Annotated in this window: 13 protein-coding genes; 6 read left to right on the forward strand and 7 right to left on the reverse strand. The window is 68.7% G+C overall.

All coding sequences use genetic code 11. From position 1 onward, the window contains the following. Positions 1–115: 115 nt before the first annotated feature. Genes GOARA_RS02215 through yidC form a run of 4 tightly spaced genes read left to right on the forward strand, consistent with a single transcriptional unit; the run spans position 116 to position 4,324 of the window. Positions 116–1,162 carry a protein phosphatase 2C domain-containing protein gene (locus GOARA_RS02215; RefSeq protein ID WP_170265605.1) on the forward strand — a complete coding sequence of 349 codons (1,047 nt, stop codon included), beginning with the start codon at positions 116–118 and terminating at the stop codon, positions 1,160–1,162. A 29-nt stretch (positions 1,163–1,191) separates the two neighbouring features. Then, positions 1,192–2,100, forward strand: a complete 909-nt coding sequence (locus tag GOARA_RS02220) for a protein kinase family protein (protein ID WP_138947500.1) — start codon at positions 1,192–1,194, stop codon at positions 2,098–2,100. Next, a complete protein-coding gene (locus tag GOARA_RS02225; protein WP_040521459.1) occupies positions 2,097–2,669 on the forward strand; it encodes a protein DA1 in 573 nt (190 codons plus the stop codon). Before GOARA_RS02220 ends, GOARA_RS02225 begins: the two co-directional genes overlap by 4 nt. Continuing rightward, a complete protein-coding gene (gene yidC, locus GOARA_RS18765; RefSeq protein ID WP_007320656.1) occupies positions 2,666–4,324 on the forward strand; it encodes a membrane protein insertase YidC in 1,659 nt (552 codons plus the stop codon). The genes GOARA_RS02225 and yidC overlap by 4 nt, the downstream gene beginning before the upstream one ends. 126 nt (positions 4,325–4,450) lie before the next feature. Here yidC and GOARA_RS02235 read toward each other — a convergent pair whose 3' ends face one another. The 5 genes from GOARA_RS02235 to GOARA_RS02255 all read right to left on the reverse strand — a co-directional run bounded on the left by GOARA_RS02235 (position 4,451) and on the right by GOARA_RS02255 (position 10,674). Beyond that, a complete protein-coding gene (locus GOARA_RS02235) occupies positions 4,451–5,932 on the reverse strand; it encodes an ATP-binding protein (protein ID WP_138947501.1) in 1,482 nt (493 codons plus the stop codon). Between the two features lie 5 nt (positions 5,933–5,937). Next, on the reverse strand, positions 5,938–7,230 hold the full coding sequence (locus GOARA_RS02240) for a hypothetical protein (RefSeq protein ID WP_245548334.1): 1,293 nt from the start codon (positions 7,228–7,230) through the stop codon (positions 5,938–5,940). 5 nt (positions 7,231–7,235) lie between these two features. After that, positions 7,236–8,567 (reverse strand): hypothetical protein, encoded by a 1,332-nt coding sequence (locus tag GOARA_RS02245; protein WP_007320659.1) that lies wholly within the window; start codon positions 8,565–8,567, stop codon positions 7,236–7,238. After that, a complete protein-coding gene (locus GOARA_RS02250) occupies positions 8,564–9,877 on the reverse strand; it encodes a hypothetical protein (RefSeq protein ID WP_007320660.1) in 1,314 nt (437 codons plus the stop codon). The genes GOARA_RS02245 and GOARA_RS02250 overlap by 4 nt, the downstream gene beginning before the upstream one ends. 191 nt (positions 9,878–10,068) lie before the next feature. After that, positions 10,069–10,674 carry a helix-turn-helix transcriptional regulator gene (locus GOARA_RS02255; RefSeq protein ID WP_007320661.1) on the reverse strand — a complete coding sequence of 202 codons (606 nt, stop codon included), beginning with the start codon at positions 10,672–10,674 and terminating at the stop codon, positions 10,069–10,071. 180 nt (positions 10,675–10,854) lie between these two features. Between GOARA_RS02255 and GOARA_RS02260 the strand changes: the two genes are divergently transcribed. Next, a complete protein-coding gene (locus tag GOARA_RS02260; protein ID WP_007320662.1) occupies positions 10,855–11,592 on the forward strand; it encodes an MSMEG_1198 family transcriptional regulator in 738 nt (245 codons plus the stop codon). Here the strand turns inward: GOARA_RS02260 and GOARA_RS02265 are convergent. Further along, positions 11,581–12,600, reverse strand: coding sequence for a ThiF family adenylyltransferase (locus tag GOARA_RS02265; protein WP_007320663.1), 1,020 nt, complete (start codon positions 12,598–12,600; stop codon positions 11,581–11,583). The two genes, GOARA_RS02260 and GOARA_RS02265, sit on opposite strands and share 12 nt — an antisense overlap. Continuing rightward, a complete protein-coding gene (locus tag GOARA_RS02270; RefSeq protein ID WP_007320664.1) occupies positions 12,600–13,988 on the reverse strand; it encodes a phenylacetate--CoA ligase family protein in 1,389 nt (462 codons plus the stop codon). The genes GOARA_RS02265 and GOARA_RS02270 overlap by 1 nt, the downstream gene beginning before the upstream one ends. A 188-nt stretch (positions 13,989–14,176) precedes the next feature. Between GOARA_RS02270 and GOARA_RS20085 the strand changes: the two genes are divergently transcribed. Then, positions 14,177–14,614 carry a T3SS (YopN, CesT) and YbjN peptide-binding chaperone 1 gene (locus GOARA_RS20085; RefSeq protein ID WP_007320665.1) on the forward strand — a complete coding sequence of 146 codons (438 nt, stop codon included), beginning with the start codon at positions 14,177–14,179 and terminating at the stop codon, positions 14,612–14,614.

Genomic DNA, 14,614 nt, shown 5'->3' on the forward strand with positions numbered 1-14,614 from the left:
GGCCGAGGCCGATCCGACCGGTGACCCGGAGGCCCCACCACCCGTGGCACCACCGGCAAGTGGGATTGATCCACTGTCCCCGGTTGACGCGGGTGTCATCGACGTGCCGCCCGTCGTGAAACCGCCCGATGATGTGGGGCCGTACCCGGCGATCGCCCCGGAACCTCCTGTCGCGGAACGGGAGTGGGTGCTGCGCGAGTTGGCCGAGGAGCACGTCGTCGCCACACTGGAGGGCGGCTTCTATGCAGGTCGCCCGATTGCTTCGAGTGGTCCTGACCTCGAGGGCTTGGACCAGACACGCCCCACCGCCGTCGGTCATGCCCGTGGCGGGCATCGTTCCGACGTCGCCGCCGATATGGGCTGGATCAACGACTCTCTGGCTGTCGGAGCGGTGTCGTTGCGCGGGATCGGTCACCATGCGAAGGCGCGGCTCGCGGTGCGCCAAGACGCCTATTCGCTCGGGCACACCGATGACTGGGTCATCATCGCCGTGGCCGACGGGGTGTCGGCGGCACCGTGGTCGCACCTTGCCGCGCAGCACGCGGTGATCCGCGCGTCAACGTTGGTCCGGGCGCTACTCGACGACGTCGGTGACCTGCCGACGCCGGGGCAGTGGGCGACCGTTGCCAAAGAGGTGCGGGCCTCGGTCGAGGCCTTTGCTCGCCGATCGGTGCCAGCACCGGCACCCGGTAGGGATGCGCCGAGCGTAGAGACGTTGGCGTTGGCGCTCTCGACGACACTCGACATCGCCCTCGTGGCTACCGCACCCGACGCCGACGGTCGGTACCGCTATGTGCACGCGTCGATGGCCGGTGACGGGACGTCGTATCTGCTCGATCCGGTACTCGGCTGGTCGACGATTCGCGACGGTCAGCCCGATCAGAAGGACGCGCCGGCCGATTTCGGCGTGGTGCCGCTGCCGCGCGACCCGGGTCGGCCGCCGGTCATCAACGCCGGGCAGCTCGAACCCGGTCAGGCTTTCATGTTGGTCACGGATGGGTTCAGCGGGATGATTGCTGGCGGCGCCGGTGTCGCGGGGGTCTATCTGCACGACGAGTGGGGACATGGCCCGGTCGACGTAGCCCGGCTGATCCAGGCCGCGTCGCTGATGAATCCCTCCGGCGACGACGACCGTACCGCTGTGATTGTGTGGACCTGCTGATGGTGGTGGAGAAGTCGAGCCTCGGCTCGATGGTCAGACTCAATGCCGGCAACCAGGCCACCCTCTATTCCGTGCCGTCGTACCGGCATCCGAAGATCGGGACCGAGGTCGTCTTCAAGGAGTACAAGCGATCACTGCTGGCCGACCACGGGGCCGCGTTGGCGAACGGGCTGCCTCTCATCGTCGACTATCCCGATGGGTTGTCGGAGGCTCGTCGCAAGGATTTGTTGAGTGTGACGGTGTGGCCGCGCGACGTCGTCGTCGACGGCGGGCGTCTGGTCGGCATCTTGATGGGGCGGATCCAGGATCCGTTCTGGTTCGAGATGCGCGGGAAGCAGCTGCCGTTCTCGTTGAAGATGCTGTGCGATGCACCGACCCAGATCCGCAAGCGCGGCTTGGCCGTGCCGTCGCGGTCGGATCTCGTGGGCCTGACGATTCGGTTGATCTATGCATTGCACCTGATTCACGACAATGATCTGGTGGTCGGCGATCTCAGCGGCAACAACGTCGTCTTGACCAATCCGGCGTTGTTTTCCGGCGGCTTCCGGGTGAAGTTCCTCGACGTCGACTCCTTCCGTCTCGCCGACTCCGCGCCACCGATCCCGCAGGGTGACGCGGGGCAGTGGCGGACGCCCGAGACGATGGCGGTCGAGGAAGAGGCGGCCAAGATTGGGGGCTTCCGGGCCGAGATGCTGCTTGCACAGGGACAGGTGCGCACCCGTAGCACCGACATCTTCAAACTGGGGTTGGCCATCATCCGACTGTTCGATGAGACCGAGGATGCGGCGCTGACCTATTCGATCGATGACGCTGCGCCCCGGATCCGGCAGGCATTCCCCGCCGACGCCGCGACCCTGCTGTTGCGAATGGTTACCGCAGCTCCCGATGGCCGGCCGACGACGCGCATGCTCCTGCAGGCGCTCATGCCGAAGCGGTGACGTTCTGCACGTTTTGCCATCGGCCGGCGTCGGTGCACGAGTTCAACTTCCACTACTGTCCGCGATGTGCCGACGAGCGGGTCAGCGCGAAGGAAGCCGGCCGGCTTGGGCTGAAGGCGTTACGGGACTTGCAACGTTTGGGGATGGAATTCTCCATCCAGCCGAGCTTTCGGATGTCGGAGGGCGAAGACAGGTCGCCTGAGCGTCGGCACCTGGTTACCGGTTGGTGTTCGCATTGGACGATCAACGGCAAAGTCACTCGCGTCGAAGTGGTCCTCCGTCGCGGTTTGCCACGTGTCGACGCGATCTCCACCTTCGTCCACGAGTTGGGTCATGCCTACGCGCGAGGTGAGGGCTTCAACGCGAGCGATTCGTTGGAAGAAGGATTCTGTAATGCGATCTCCTACTTCTATCTGAACCGTTTTGTCCCCGGCTCGGAGCGGCACCGAAACGTAATCGTCAACCGGTCCGACAACTATGGCGCGGGGTTCCGTGAAGCAATGACAATTCTCCGCGATGAAGGGATGCCGGCCCTGCTGTGCCGGTTGAAAGAAGGTAAGGCGCAATGAGCCAAATGACGACGGCGATGGGATACGAAATCGCCAGCCTAGATTTTCTCTACTATCCGGTATCGGCATTGTTGTGGTTCTGGCATAAAGTATTCGGACTCGTGTTCGGCCCAGACAGCGGCTGGTCCTGGATGCTTGCCGTCTTCGGGTTGGTGGCCACCGTTCGCCTGCTGTTCATTCCGATGCAAATCAGGATGAAGCGCACGATTATGCGGATGAAGGAGCTTCAGCCGCAAATGCAGGATATTCGGCGTCGGTACAGAGGGGACCAGGCCAGAATGTCCGAGGAGATGCAGAAGCTCCAGCGTCAGGCGGAGTTCAACCCATTGATGGGATGTGTTCCAATATTTCTGCAAATTCCGGTGTTTATCGCCCTTTTTCATGTCATCAAGTCTTTCGGTGATTCCGTTGGGGACGCAGCCAACTACGTCTTCAGTGCTACCGACGTCGATTCCTTCATGGCGGCGCGGGTCGCTGGAGTTCCCTTGGCGGTGGCGATGCGGTCGCCGGATTCAATGCTTGAAGTATTCGGTGCCCATGGCGAAATACCCAGCCGCGCTCGGATCATCGTTGTGATCGGACTGTTGGCAATAATCGGGGCCATCGCTGCGCATGTGAATGCGCGCTATGTGGCCTCCCGTCGGGTCGCTACCTTCACCGAACAAGAACGGTTGATGAACGTGCTGGCGTTGTACGTATTCCCGCTGGGAGTCCTGGTTTCGGCTCCGTTCTTTCCGCTGGCGGTCGTCGGCTACTGGGTGAGCAACAACCTGCTGGTCATCGCACAGGGCAGGTATCTCTATGAGTCGGTCCGCAGCTCGGCGGGGCCATGGGACGTACTCGACCCCGAACCGCGGGTGGCGGCGTCTATCACGGGCAGGTCTCGAGCCGTGCGACATCGCGAAATGGGAGATGCGGATTCCAGGAAGTCGTTCCACCGCAGTGCGTACTACCACTACATGGCTGCTGGGAACGGCTTCGCGCGCAGCGCTGAGCCCGTCGCCACCGTGCTCTCCTACACGGCCGCCGCCGAATCGGCTCGGGTGCATGACCAAGAGCGACACTTCGCGTCGGCCATGGCGAAGGCCAGCCCCCATATCGTCAATCTCGCGAAGACTGGCGGCACGGATGCCAACGTGAAGCGCACCGTCGTCTACGCGGCCCTCATTAAAGTGTTGGGTGAGCGGCAGTTCGGGACCAAGGGTAACGCGGCTCGTGAAGCCACACGCATCCAGAAGTCGGTCAACGGGGTGGTCGGAGCAACCATGCCGATATCGACTGCGGCCGTGTCTGCCAATCCGAGTGAATACCTGTGGCTGGGACACATTATCGCGGTCTCACTGCCCGACCCCGGTCTGGAACGCCGCCAACGCAAATCCCAAGCGAAGATGGTCGCTGATATTGGCACTGCACTCATCGCTGCGGGGTACAACAAAGAAGGCGTCAGTCTACTCAGCTTTGTCGCGCAGATCGCGAAGGAATCATCGATCACCAAGTCGTTGGTGGTGATTGTCAAGGCTGACGCCTTGGACTACTTGAAAGATCAGGTCTCCGACGCAGTCAAAGAGCAACTCGAACCCCTCGTGGTGGATGCTTTGAACGGCATCGGACACAGCATTGAGACTGGTGTCGACGCCATCGGGTCGCTTTATTGACGGGGTCAACCCTGCGGGTAGACCAGCGTTTCTTCGTCCAGCTGCTGAAATCGTTCCTCTGGTGGACCGTCGAGGGAAATGCTCCCTCGAAGCGCTGTCGGGGGGACTTTGTCAGTAGTAGGCGCGTCACCAAGCCGATACGCGCGGAACCGAGGACAGCACGTCGCCCAGTTCCGGGTCGAGGGCGGCGGCCATCGCGCGCTGATGGGCGAGGAGGATCCGGCCGGTGTCGTCGACGAGGGCGGGTGGCGGGCCCAGCGGCAGGGCGTCGGTCGCCAGCAAGGCGGCGGCCCCGAGGGTCAGGGCCAGCCCGTCGTCGGGAATCGGCGACCGCGACGAGGTCGACCCGTCGACGCGCGGCAGGTGGTCGTCGCGGATGTCGGCGCCGTAGACGCCGGCGCTGAGCCGGGTCTCGATGAGGTCGGCGAGCAATCCAGGCGACCCGAGCTGCTCGACGAGCCAGAACGTCGTCGTGGTGCGGTGCTCGAGCATCGTCGTCCACGCGGCCCGACGTCGGGCATCGGTGAACTGGAAGCGCTCGTAGTCCGCGGCGATCAACGCCGACACCGCGGTGTCGACGGCTTCCGCGACGAGTCGGTCCTGCCGGGCGGGGACCGCATCGGCCTCGCGGAGCAGACGGGTGACCCGGTTCCACTGCAGTTTGGCGAGTTGGTGGTGCATGTCGGCGGCCATCAGGCCGGCCGCCGCGGTGGCGAAAGCCGCATCGGCGCCGGCGAAGTCTCCACTGGTCAACAGGTGCGCGGCGCGGACGTAGTCGCAGATCGCCACCTTGTCGGGCCGGTCCATGGACTCGAACTCGCGGCGCACCTGCGCCAACAGCTCGGCGCCGCGCTCGCCGTCACCGGTCGCGACGAGCACCCAGGCCAAACCGAGCCGGGCGTCGAGCGCCTCCTCGACCACCCCCATGGCGCCCAGCGTTGCCGCGGCCCGCTCGTACAGGGGCCGCGCCGTCCACGGCACGCCGTCGTCGACGTGGAGTTCGGCCAGCGACGCCTCGCACAGGGCGTGCTCCACCGAGCCGTCGGCGAAGATCGACAGCAGCGACCCGAACTCCTGCACGGCCAACGCCCGACGCCCGGAGAGTCGGTAGACGTTGGCCAGCGTGATCCGTGCCTGGGCTGCTCCGAACGTGTGGTGGCGGCGGTGATAGATCCGGATGGCGTCGCGGACGGCGCGTTCGGCGTCGTCGAACTCGCCGCATTCCAGCGCCATGGCACCGGCATCGGTCAGGCAGTCGGCCCGCAGTTCGGCAGCGTCGGGGCCGGTGAACTCCCCGGCGGCCTGGCGGTAGGCGCGGTAGGCGTAGTCGTGATCCCCGTCGGCGGCCATGAGCGCCGCAATGTCGACGAGGCACCGGGCCGCCTGGCGCGGGTCGAATCGACGGTAGGCCCGTCGGGCGTCGCGGAGCACGCCGACGACGACCGTGGGGTCGGCGTGGCCGGCGAGGTGGTCGGCGAGCGCGACCTGGGCCGCGGCGAGCTCGCGGGGCTCATCGGCCTGCTGGGCATCCCGGACGCGCAGGGACCGCCGCTCGAACTCGCGCGACCAGGCGGCGAATTCCGGGTCGATGAACTGGGCGTCGGGCACGGCCATCAGGCTAGTCCCGGCGTCGGTTGGACCGCGCGGGGCGGGCACACGTGGCAGGTCACCGACGCCCAGGTCAGCGGGGAGTTGGCCGGACCCGGATCGGCCCGCCAGGCGTGCAGCCGCTGGCGCTGCCAGTGGGCCAGCGCGGCGACCGGATCGGCGGCCCGATGCGTGTCGTCGACGGCGAGGGCCAGCGCGGTCGTGGGGCCGGGCACCGCGTCCACCCCGGCCAACCGGCGGAACGCCTCGTCGGACGGCAAGGCCCACTGGGTCGTGGTCACCACCTCGGCGCCGGCGCTGAAGATGGCCATCACCAGGCCGAACGTCTCCAAGCTGCGGTAGTCGGCACCGCCCTCGCACGCGATCAGCGCAACGCGCGGCGGCATCGGCCACAGTTCGTGCCCGGGCCGGTGGGGCGCGGGTGGGCCGTCCCCGTCGGGGCCGTACTCGGGCGCGGACGTCCCGACGAGCAGGTCGAGCGCCGACAGCGGTACATGGGCCTCGTTGAGGGGGCGGGCCAGCCCCCACGTGTCGGCGTCGTCGGAAAGGTGGACCGACGCCGATCCGGGGATGGCCAGCGTCGAGGAGACGTGGCCGAGGTAGAGCAGGCGGCCCGGGTGGGTGCGCAGGTCGTCGCTCAACTCCCACCGCCCGACGACCCGCCCGACCCCCGACGACGGGGTGTGCGGGCCGGCCGCGACCCGGTCGGCGAGCAGCCGGGCGTTGGCGGACCGGGCGACCGGGCCGAGGATGCGCGAAAGCCCCGATCCCGGGGGGAGTTTCGGGTCGATCACCGACAAGACCGGGCGGGCCGCGACCTCGTCGGTCCACGGCTCGGGCATGCGCCCCCGTCCGGAGTGGATCGCGGCGGGCGGCTCGTAGCAGATTTCGGCGACCTCCAAGAGCCGCCGATCCTCCCCGACGACCAAGAGGCCGAACGGGACGCGGGCCAGCGACGGGCTCGGGGTGACCCGGATGCGGACCGTCCCGCGCCGGGCCCGTCGATCGATCTCGGCGGTGAGCCGGCCCGGCAGGACGGCGGCGGTGACCGCGCGGCTCAGATCCTGTTCGGCGTCGGCCCGCGACAGCGGTCCCAGCAGCGCCCGCTGTACCTGGTGGACCGGGTCGCCGATGGCGCGCGGATCGACGAGGGCGGCGTCCAGCCGGGCCCCGAGTTCGGTGAGCAGCTGCCGGTCGATCGAGTGGACCGTCGGATTGGACGGGTCGTCGAGCCACCGGTAGGACACGTAGGTCGGGCCGGCGTCGACGGCGCGGACGAGCAGGACCGAGTCGCCCACGGCGGTCACCCCAGGGCGACCGAGCACAGCTCGGCCAGCGTCGGGCCGGTGGGACCGGCCACGGCGGGCGGGGCGGCACACACGTCGCGGAAACGGTTCAACGCCGCCGCGCGGCGGGCCAGATCGGTCGTGTCGCGCCGTTTGCGGCGCAACTGCCGGACCAGTCCGAGTGTGGTGTCGGCGGCATCGACGGCGATCGACAGTGCCGTGTCGGCGGCCGCCTGGGCCCGGTCGATCTCGGCGGCGGTGTTTCCCGCGCCGAGTGCGGCGCGCAGGGCGCCGGCGAGGCGGTGCTGGCTCCAGGCATAGCGGCAGTAGCGGTCGATGCGGGTCAGCGCGATGCCCGTCGGGTCCAACCGCAGCGCGTCCAGGTTGGCCGTCGAATCGAGGAACGCGCATCGGATCGAGTGGGGGTCGGCGCCGTTGAGCGCGACCCGGGCACGGATCTGTCCGTCCGCCAGCACGGCCGGCGCATGGGCCACCGGTTCGCCGCTGCGCGCGTCCGCCACCACCGCGAAGATCCCGGCCGCCTGCTCGGTCGTTTCGTCGACGCCGTTGCGCAGTGCCGCGGCGAGGACGACGGTGCCGTCGCCGAGGTGGCGCACGGAGATCTCGGGCTCGTCGGGGCCGTCGAAACGCAGGAGCCGCGGTCGCAGCGGCGCAAGGTCGGCGAGGCCGGCGTCGACGGTGACCGCCCGGTTCAACGACAGGGCCAGCGTCGGCGACGGATCGGCCACATCGGCGGACAACGACTGCCAGGCCCGATCGGTGACGTCGTCGGCGTCGGTCAGTGCGCGCAGCAGTGCGGCGCGGCGGCCCGGCCGGAAGACCGCCGCCGAGGCGGCTTCGACGGCTTCGGCGGTGCGCGCGACGACCGGACCGTGGGCCTGCGCCGCACGCAATTCGTCGACGAGGCGGTCGACGACGGCGGCGCCGAAGGCGTAGTACCGGTCGGCATCGGGATCCCCGGCCAATGCCCGGGCGTGGGCGGTGTCGAGGTGCACGACCGCGTCGTCGAGGGGGCCGAGGTGAACGGCGTCGACCGCGGCGACCGTCGCGATCCGGGCCCAGGCATCGGCCAGCACCGGCGCGTCGACGACCTCGCCGTCTGCGGCCGCGGCAATCCGGCGGACCGAATCCCCGTCGCGGAACCGCGCGGCACGGGTGCGAAGCGCCTCCGGCGATGCCGCGGCGAGGTCGACGACCCGGTCGGGGAAGGCGGCGTCGACCGTGACCCGAACCGCATCGTCACCGACGGTGACCGGCACGACGGCGATCCCGGTATCGGCGCGCACGGAGATGCTGCCGTCGCTGTGGTGGAAAACGGTGCCGCTCATGCGCGTTGCCCCTCGTCGATGCCGTCGGCCTCAAGGGTGGCGCGGGCGACTGCGGTGCGCATGATCAGCAGCACGTCCATCGCGGCGGCCGGCGCGGAGGCCGATCGCGCGTGAGGCGGTACGCCCGACGACCACGCGTCCAGGACGAACCGTCGGGGCGAGTCGGCAGCGAGGTGGGGTTGGGTGAGCAGGGTGTGCGCGGTGTGCGCCTCCCAACACGGCCGCCCGTCGAGGAGGAGGGCCGGGTCGCGTTCGATGAGGGTCGCGGCGATGGCGACGATGTCGGCGGCGCGTTCGGCCCCCTCCGGCAGGGCGTCGAACCGGTCGTGCGCACCGCCGGCGGTGCGGTCGTCGCCCGCGATGAACGCGGTCTCGCGCTGCCGGTGCCGTTTCCGGGCGTCGTCGGCGGCCACTGCCCGGATCCGTGGGCGGATGGCGCGTTCGAGTCCGTCGAGCGGGCGGTCGATGATCTGCCGGTTGACGGCGGAGACCACCAGTCGGCGGAAGGCCTCGTTGACGTCGTCGTGGGTGAAACCGTCGATATCGGCCTCGGCGAAGGCGCGTTCGAGGAAGGCGACCGCGACACGGTGGTACCGGTCGAGCTCCTCCTCGGTGGGGACGCGGGTGGGTGCGGCGTCGAAGTCGTCGACGAGGCGCTCCTCCCACTCGATGAGCAGGTCGCGTTCCTCGTCGGTGAGCCGCATCGTCCGGGTACCGCCGAGGTCGACCAGCTCGGCGATCTTGGTCGCGAAGCCGTTCAGGGCGATCTGTTCGTCGCGGGCGTGGCGGACGCTCGGGTCGCGCAGAAAGGCGCGCAGGGATTCCTCGGACTCCTGCACCGCGGGTTGGTCAGTCATCGCACGTTCCCGCGCCGCCATGTCGTCGTGCACGCGGCGGGCGCCGTAGCGTCGGGCCTCGTGGACCGCGTCGGACAGCGGACGCTGGAAGGTGTTCCACCGCAGCGGTTTCAGGCTGTCGCACCAGCCGGCGGAATAGCGGCTCAGTGGATCGACGAACGCCGTCACCGCTGCGAGGGCTTCGCGGAAGGTCGGTTCGTCCGATCGCACCACCGGGCTGCGCAACGCCAGTGCCGTGGTCGGCTGGGCCGCGCGGAACCAGGGCGCCGCCCCGAGGATCCCGGACCAGGCCTTGAGTGCGTGGTCGAGCGACTTGCCGTCGGGGACCGGACGCACCATCGCGTCCTTGTAGGCGCGCAGGAGGGCGTTGCGCCCGATTCCCTCGTTCGGGATCTCGACGACCACCGACTGCGGCGGTTCCGCGTCGACGACGGGCGGCACGAGTCGTTCCATCTGGCGCACTCCTCCCGTCGTGGATCGGCCTTGCGGCGCTGCTCGTCGATCCAGTCTCGCAGCCGACCGTCGAGCGCCGCGGTCGACGTCTGGTCTCTAGCCGTTTCCCCACATTGGCAGGGGACTGCCAGGGTTCTCCGAGCCGGGTACCAGCCCGACCGGCTAAAGGCGGGGGCGAAGCCGGCGGCGGGTCACTTGAGCTGGTCGGGGGTGACCCAGCCGTCGGCGATCAGTTGGATCAAGAGTCGGGACTTGTTGGTCACCGGTCGGCCGGCATCGCGGTAGCGCCGCATCACCCGGCGAAAGTGGGAGCGCACGGTGTTCTCGGTGATGAAGTGCTGACGGGCGGTGTCGCGGACGGTGGTCCCCAGCGTGTAGGTCACGATGACCTCGCGCTCGCGGTCGCTGAGGTGGACTGGGGCGTGGGTGGGTTCGTCGCGCAGGTCCTCGAGCAGGATCTGGCGCAGGCGCCGCGCCCCGTGCGGGGAGTCGGGCAGGACCACCACGCCGTGCTGCGGGTCGTGGGCGCCGATCGCGATGATCGTGGCGCCGGAGAATTCGCGGATCCACTGCACGCGCATCACCTTGCCCGCGGTGCGGACCACGACGGCGCGGACCGTGGGGTAGGGCCGCTCGTCGTGGTCGAGGTCGACCAGTCGGGTGCTGAGGCCGGAGCCCTCGATGAAGGAATCGAGGACGGTGTCGGTCAGATCGCCCTCGCAGATGATGGCGACTTCGGCGTCAAACCGGGGGCCCAGGTTCAAGGCGGACAGCGTGTCGACGGGGGAGGCGGTCACGAAAACTCCAGTGGATCGGGGGAGGGGTGCGGCGTTCTGTACCTAGATTCACTGGTTTGGATGACCCATACACTTCCGCTATCCGCATATCTGATCCGAATGGGTGAACGGGGACGCACAAATGAGATAGCGCGATACCCGATCGCGCATCGAATATGGGGTTCGCGCATAATCGCGTACATGGATTCGGGTTTGCGGATACTCATCGCGTCACCATTGGGCGACGTCGTGGCGGCGCCGTTGCGGACCGCGTTCGCGGGGGCGCACGTCGTGGTGGCCCATGATCGCGACGCCGTCGCCGACGCCATCGCCGCGCGCGTCCGGTTCGACGTGGTTTCCGCGGACCTGGTGTTCAACCACCCGGCGCACGAGTGGACCTTCGACGGGCTCGACGTGATCGAGATGCTGATCCGGACCAAGCGGACCGCCCCGGTCCTGCTGGCCCGGCAGGGGACCTCCATCGAGGCCGACCTCCTCGCCGAGGCGGTGGCGCGCACCGACGTCGCCGGTGTGGTGTCCAAATCCGACGGTTTGCAGACGTTGATCGAGGCGCTGCGGGCGGTGGCCTTCGGCCAGGGCGTGCGCTACACGGGGCAACTCGACAATCGGCCGTCGCTCTACGAGCACTTCAGCAGCCGGCGGGGGACGACAGCCGGGCGGTTGGCCGGGGCGATCGCCTCGGGGGCGGCGGTGGACAACGCCTCCCTGGCGACGGCGGCAAAGGTCTCGGCGAACACCGCCAGCAAAGTGGCCCCCAACTATCTGGGGCCGATCATGCTGGCCCGCCGCGAGCACGACGACCGGCTGCCGCTCACCCAGGCCGCGGTGTACCGCTGGTGCGGACTGCATGCCCGCTACATCGTCAGCTGGTGCCGGCGTAACGGCCACGAGGACGTGCTGGCGCCGCTACCCGCCTAACGACGCGGCCGACAGGTCATCGAGGCGGATCGACCGCCGCCCGGACGGGACGGGCACACCGCAGACGACGGCCCGGGCCACCGCGGCCCCCGCGGCGCCCGCCAGCGTCGACGCGGTGCCCAACTGCGGCCACGTGGGGATCGTGCGGCCCACCTGACCCAGCGCGGCCCGGGTCCGTTCCCCGATGTCGTCGCCGACGATCGCCGTCACCAGGGCGATCCGCCGTTGCGGGTCGCGCAGCTCGTCGGCGCCCAGGCGCTCGATGCCGTCGGCGCGCCCGTGGAACAGCGGGTAGTCCGGTTCGAGGTCGTAGCGCTCGACGTCGACGATCACCCCGTCGCCGTCGTCGGTGACCATCACGACGGGGATTCCGCGTTCCCGCGCCTGGCGTCGGATCTCGACCTTGGCCGCCAGATCGTCGACTTCTTCGAGGACAACGCCGACCGGTTCGGCCGTGCCGAGAAACCCCGACGCCGCGTCGGCGGTGAATCCGCCGGGGAACGGGGTGACGTCGCTGTAGGGGTCGGTCTCGAGTATGCGGCGCTGCGCGAGAACGGCTTTGGACACACCCAGGTCGCAGACCGATCCGGCCAACCGGTTGAGGTTGGTCAGGCCGAGGACGTCGGGGTCGGCGACGTGGAACCGGCGCGCCCCGGTCATCGAGCAGGTGTGCAGCAGGGCGGCCCCGACGCTGAGGCCGGCGACGGCGATGAGCGACGACGACCAGACCGCCTGCTCGTCGTCGGTGATCAGAAACCGGTTGCGGGCGGTGCGCATCCGCAGGAACGTCGGCGAATCCGGCAGCCGGACGAGCACGCCGCGCCACGGGTAGTGGACATAGCGGCTGATCTCGTCGAGGTCCGGCGGAATCGGCGGCGCCTGATGGTCGAAACGGTTGAGGGCGCCCAACTCGTCGCGGGCGTCGTCCCAGGCGTCGACGGTGGTCAGGGTCGACGCCAGCTGATCGATGCGTGCGCGGTCGTCGACGGGGTGCAGGATCTCGATCATCAGGACCTCCCGGTGTAGCGGTGTTTGGTGGCGGGGGCGAACGGTCCGGAACCCCTGGGGCACAGCCTGACCCGGGGAGTGGCGCGATCGCCGATGCTGGCCCGCAGCGCGCGGTACTCGCGGTTGTTGCGGCTCAACGCCTCGGTGCAGGCGGTGGTCAGGGCAGGGACGATCGCGTCGCCGAGGCCGGCCGCGGTGGAGAGTTCCGCGGTGATCGTCAGCTGTTGGTCGTGCTGGTCGTCGTGCCGGGCCTCGACCACGAACTTCCCGGTGACGTCGTCGGCGAAGCGCGGGTCGTCGAAGGTCTCGCGCAGATCCGCGGGATAGATGTTGAGCGAGTAGAAGGTCTCGGCGACGTCGGGGCGCCCGGCGAGGGTGAGGAATCCGCCCGACGGGGGAACCTGCTCGGCGAGGCCGTGGTGACCCGTCTCGTGGAGGAGGTCGCGGAGCGCGGGCCCGTCGACGACGGCGCCGACGTCGTTGATGCGGTAGCGGATCAACGGCATCGCCGAGGAGTCGCAGGTGAACAGGAGGAACCCGTCGACGGATTCGGTGAAGCGTGCCTGCGGGTCGAACTCGACGAAAGTCGATGTGCGCGAACCCGCTTCGCCGAACAGGAGGCGGTCCAGTGCCGGATCGGCGACGGCGGCGCGCCGGATGTCCGTCGTGAGTGGGGTCTCGTGGCCCATGACGCCGGCCTCGGCGGTGCCGTAGATGAGACAGATGCGGTCGGTCTGGCCCGGCGCCCCGATGCGCCGCAGGAGATGGTCGCGCCACGGCTCGGTGATCGCTTCGCCGGCCAGCAAGATGCGGATCTGTTGGGCGAGCGCTTCGGGCGCCGCTTGGTCGAGGACGTCCTTGACGAAGGGCGGATAACCGGCCAGGACGACCTGGTCGTAGTGCGGCCCGAGTGTGGTGAGGACGTCGACGGCCGCGTCGGCGTCGATCCCGGGCGTCGCCACCGAGATCCGGAGGCCGCGCCGCTTGAGCTCGAGGGCGGCCAGGTAGGTGTAGGTGCCGCCGATCCAGGAGCCCATCGCGAAGCACACCACCACCAGGGTGCTGCGGTGGTGCGCGCCGAAAGCCCGGAAGATCCGGTCGTACGCCGAGGCCGCATTGGCTCCGGCGAGGGCATCGCGGGGGAAGTAGGTCGGCGCGCCGGTCGACCCCGAGGTGGCCGACCAGGTGCCGGCCGTGCTCGGGTCGCCGTGCCACACCAGGTCGGCGACGCGGTAGCGCTGCAAGTAGTCGACCTTGCCGGTCGGCGGCAGCGAACCAAACCCCGCGGCGGTGACCGGGCCCCGGCCACCGGTGAAGTCCCGGTACGCGGGCACGTGGCGCAGTGCCCGGTTGGCGATGTCGACGGCTCGTTCGAGTCCTGGTTTCACGGTGCCTCCTTCAATCGGCGTGGAGGACAGGCCGTTTCCCCGGCCCGGTGCTCGAGGTGGGTCTCCGGTGGGCGAAAGGGGCGATTAGCCCGTTCGAGGGAAGATCCCGCGCATCAGGCGCGAGTGTCGGCGGGCACCGATAGATTGGCGAATCGACACCCGTTTCACCCCAATGCTGAGGAGAACCAATGGCCAACGTGGACGCCGTCAAGAGCAAGGTGCAGGAGTTCCTCGTCTCGAACCTGAACAACGTCGGCCTGACGAAAGACGGGTTCACCATCCGCAACGGCTCGGCACAGATATTCGTCAGCGTGCGCCAGTGGGGCGACAAGGACACCCTGGTCAAGTTCGAGGTCCCCGTGCTGTTCGACGTCCCCCGCTCGCCGGAGTTGTACGAGTACATCGCTTTTCATGCCAGCGACTGGGTTTTCGGCACCATCGGGCTCAACGCCAGCGACGAGGACCCGGGCAAGGTTGTGATTACGCTCGAGCACAGCCTGCAGGGCGACTACCTCGACGAGCCGGAGCTGATGGAAGCCGTGCGGTTGTTGGCCCAAATCGGCGACAAGATCGACGACGAACTGAAGTCGCAGTTCGGCGGGACGCGATTCCACGAAGACGACTGA

It is taken from the genome of Gordonia araii NBRC 100433 (assembly GCF_000241265.1).
Taxonomy (GTDB): Bacteria; Actinomycetota; Actinomycetes; order Mycobacteriales; family Mycobacteriaceae; genus Gordonia; species Gordonia araii.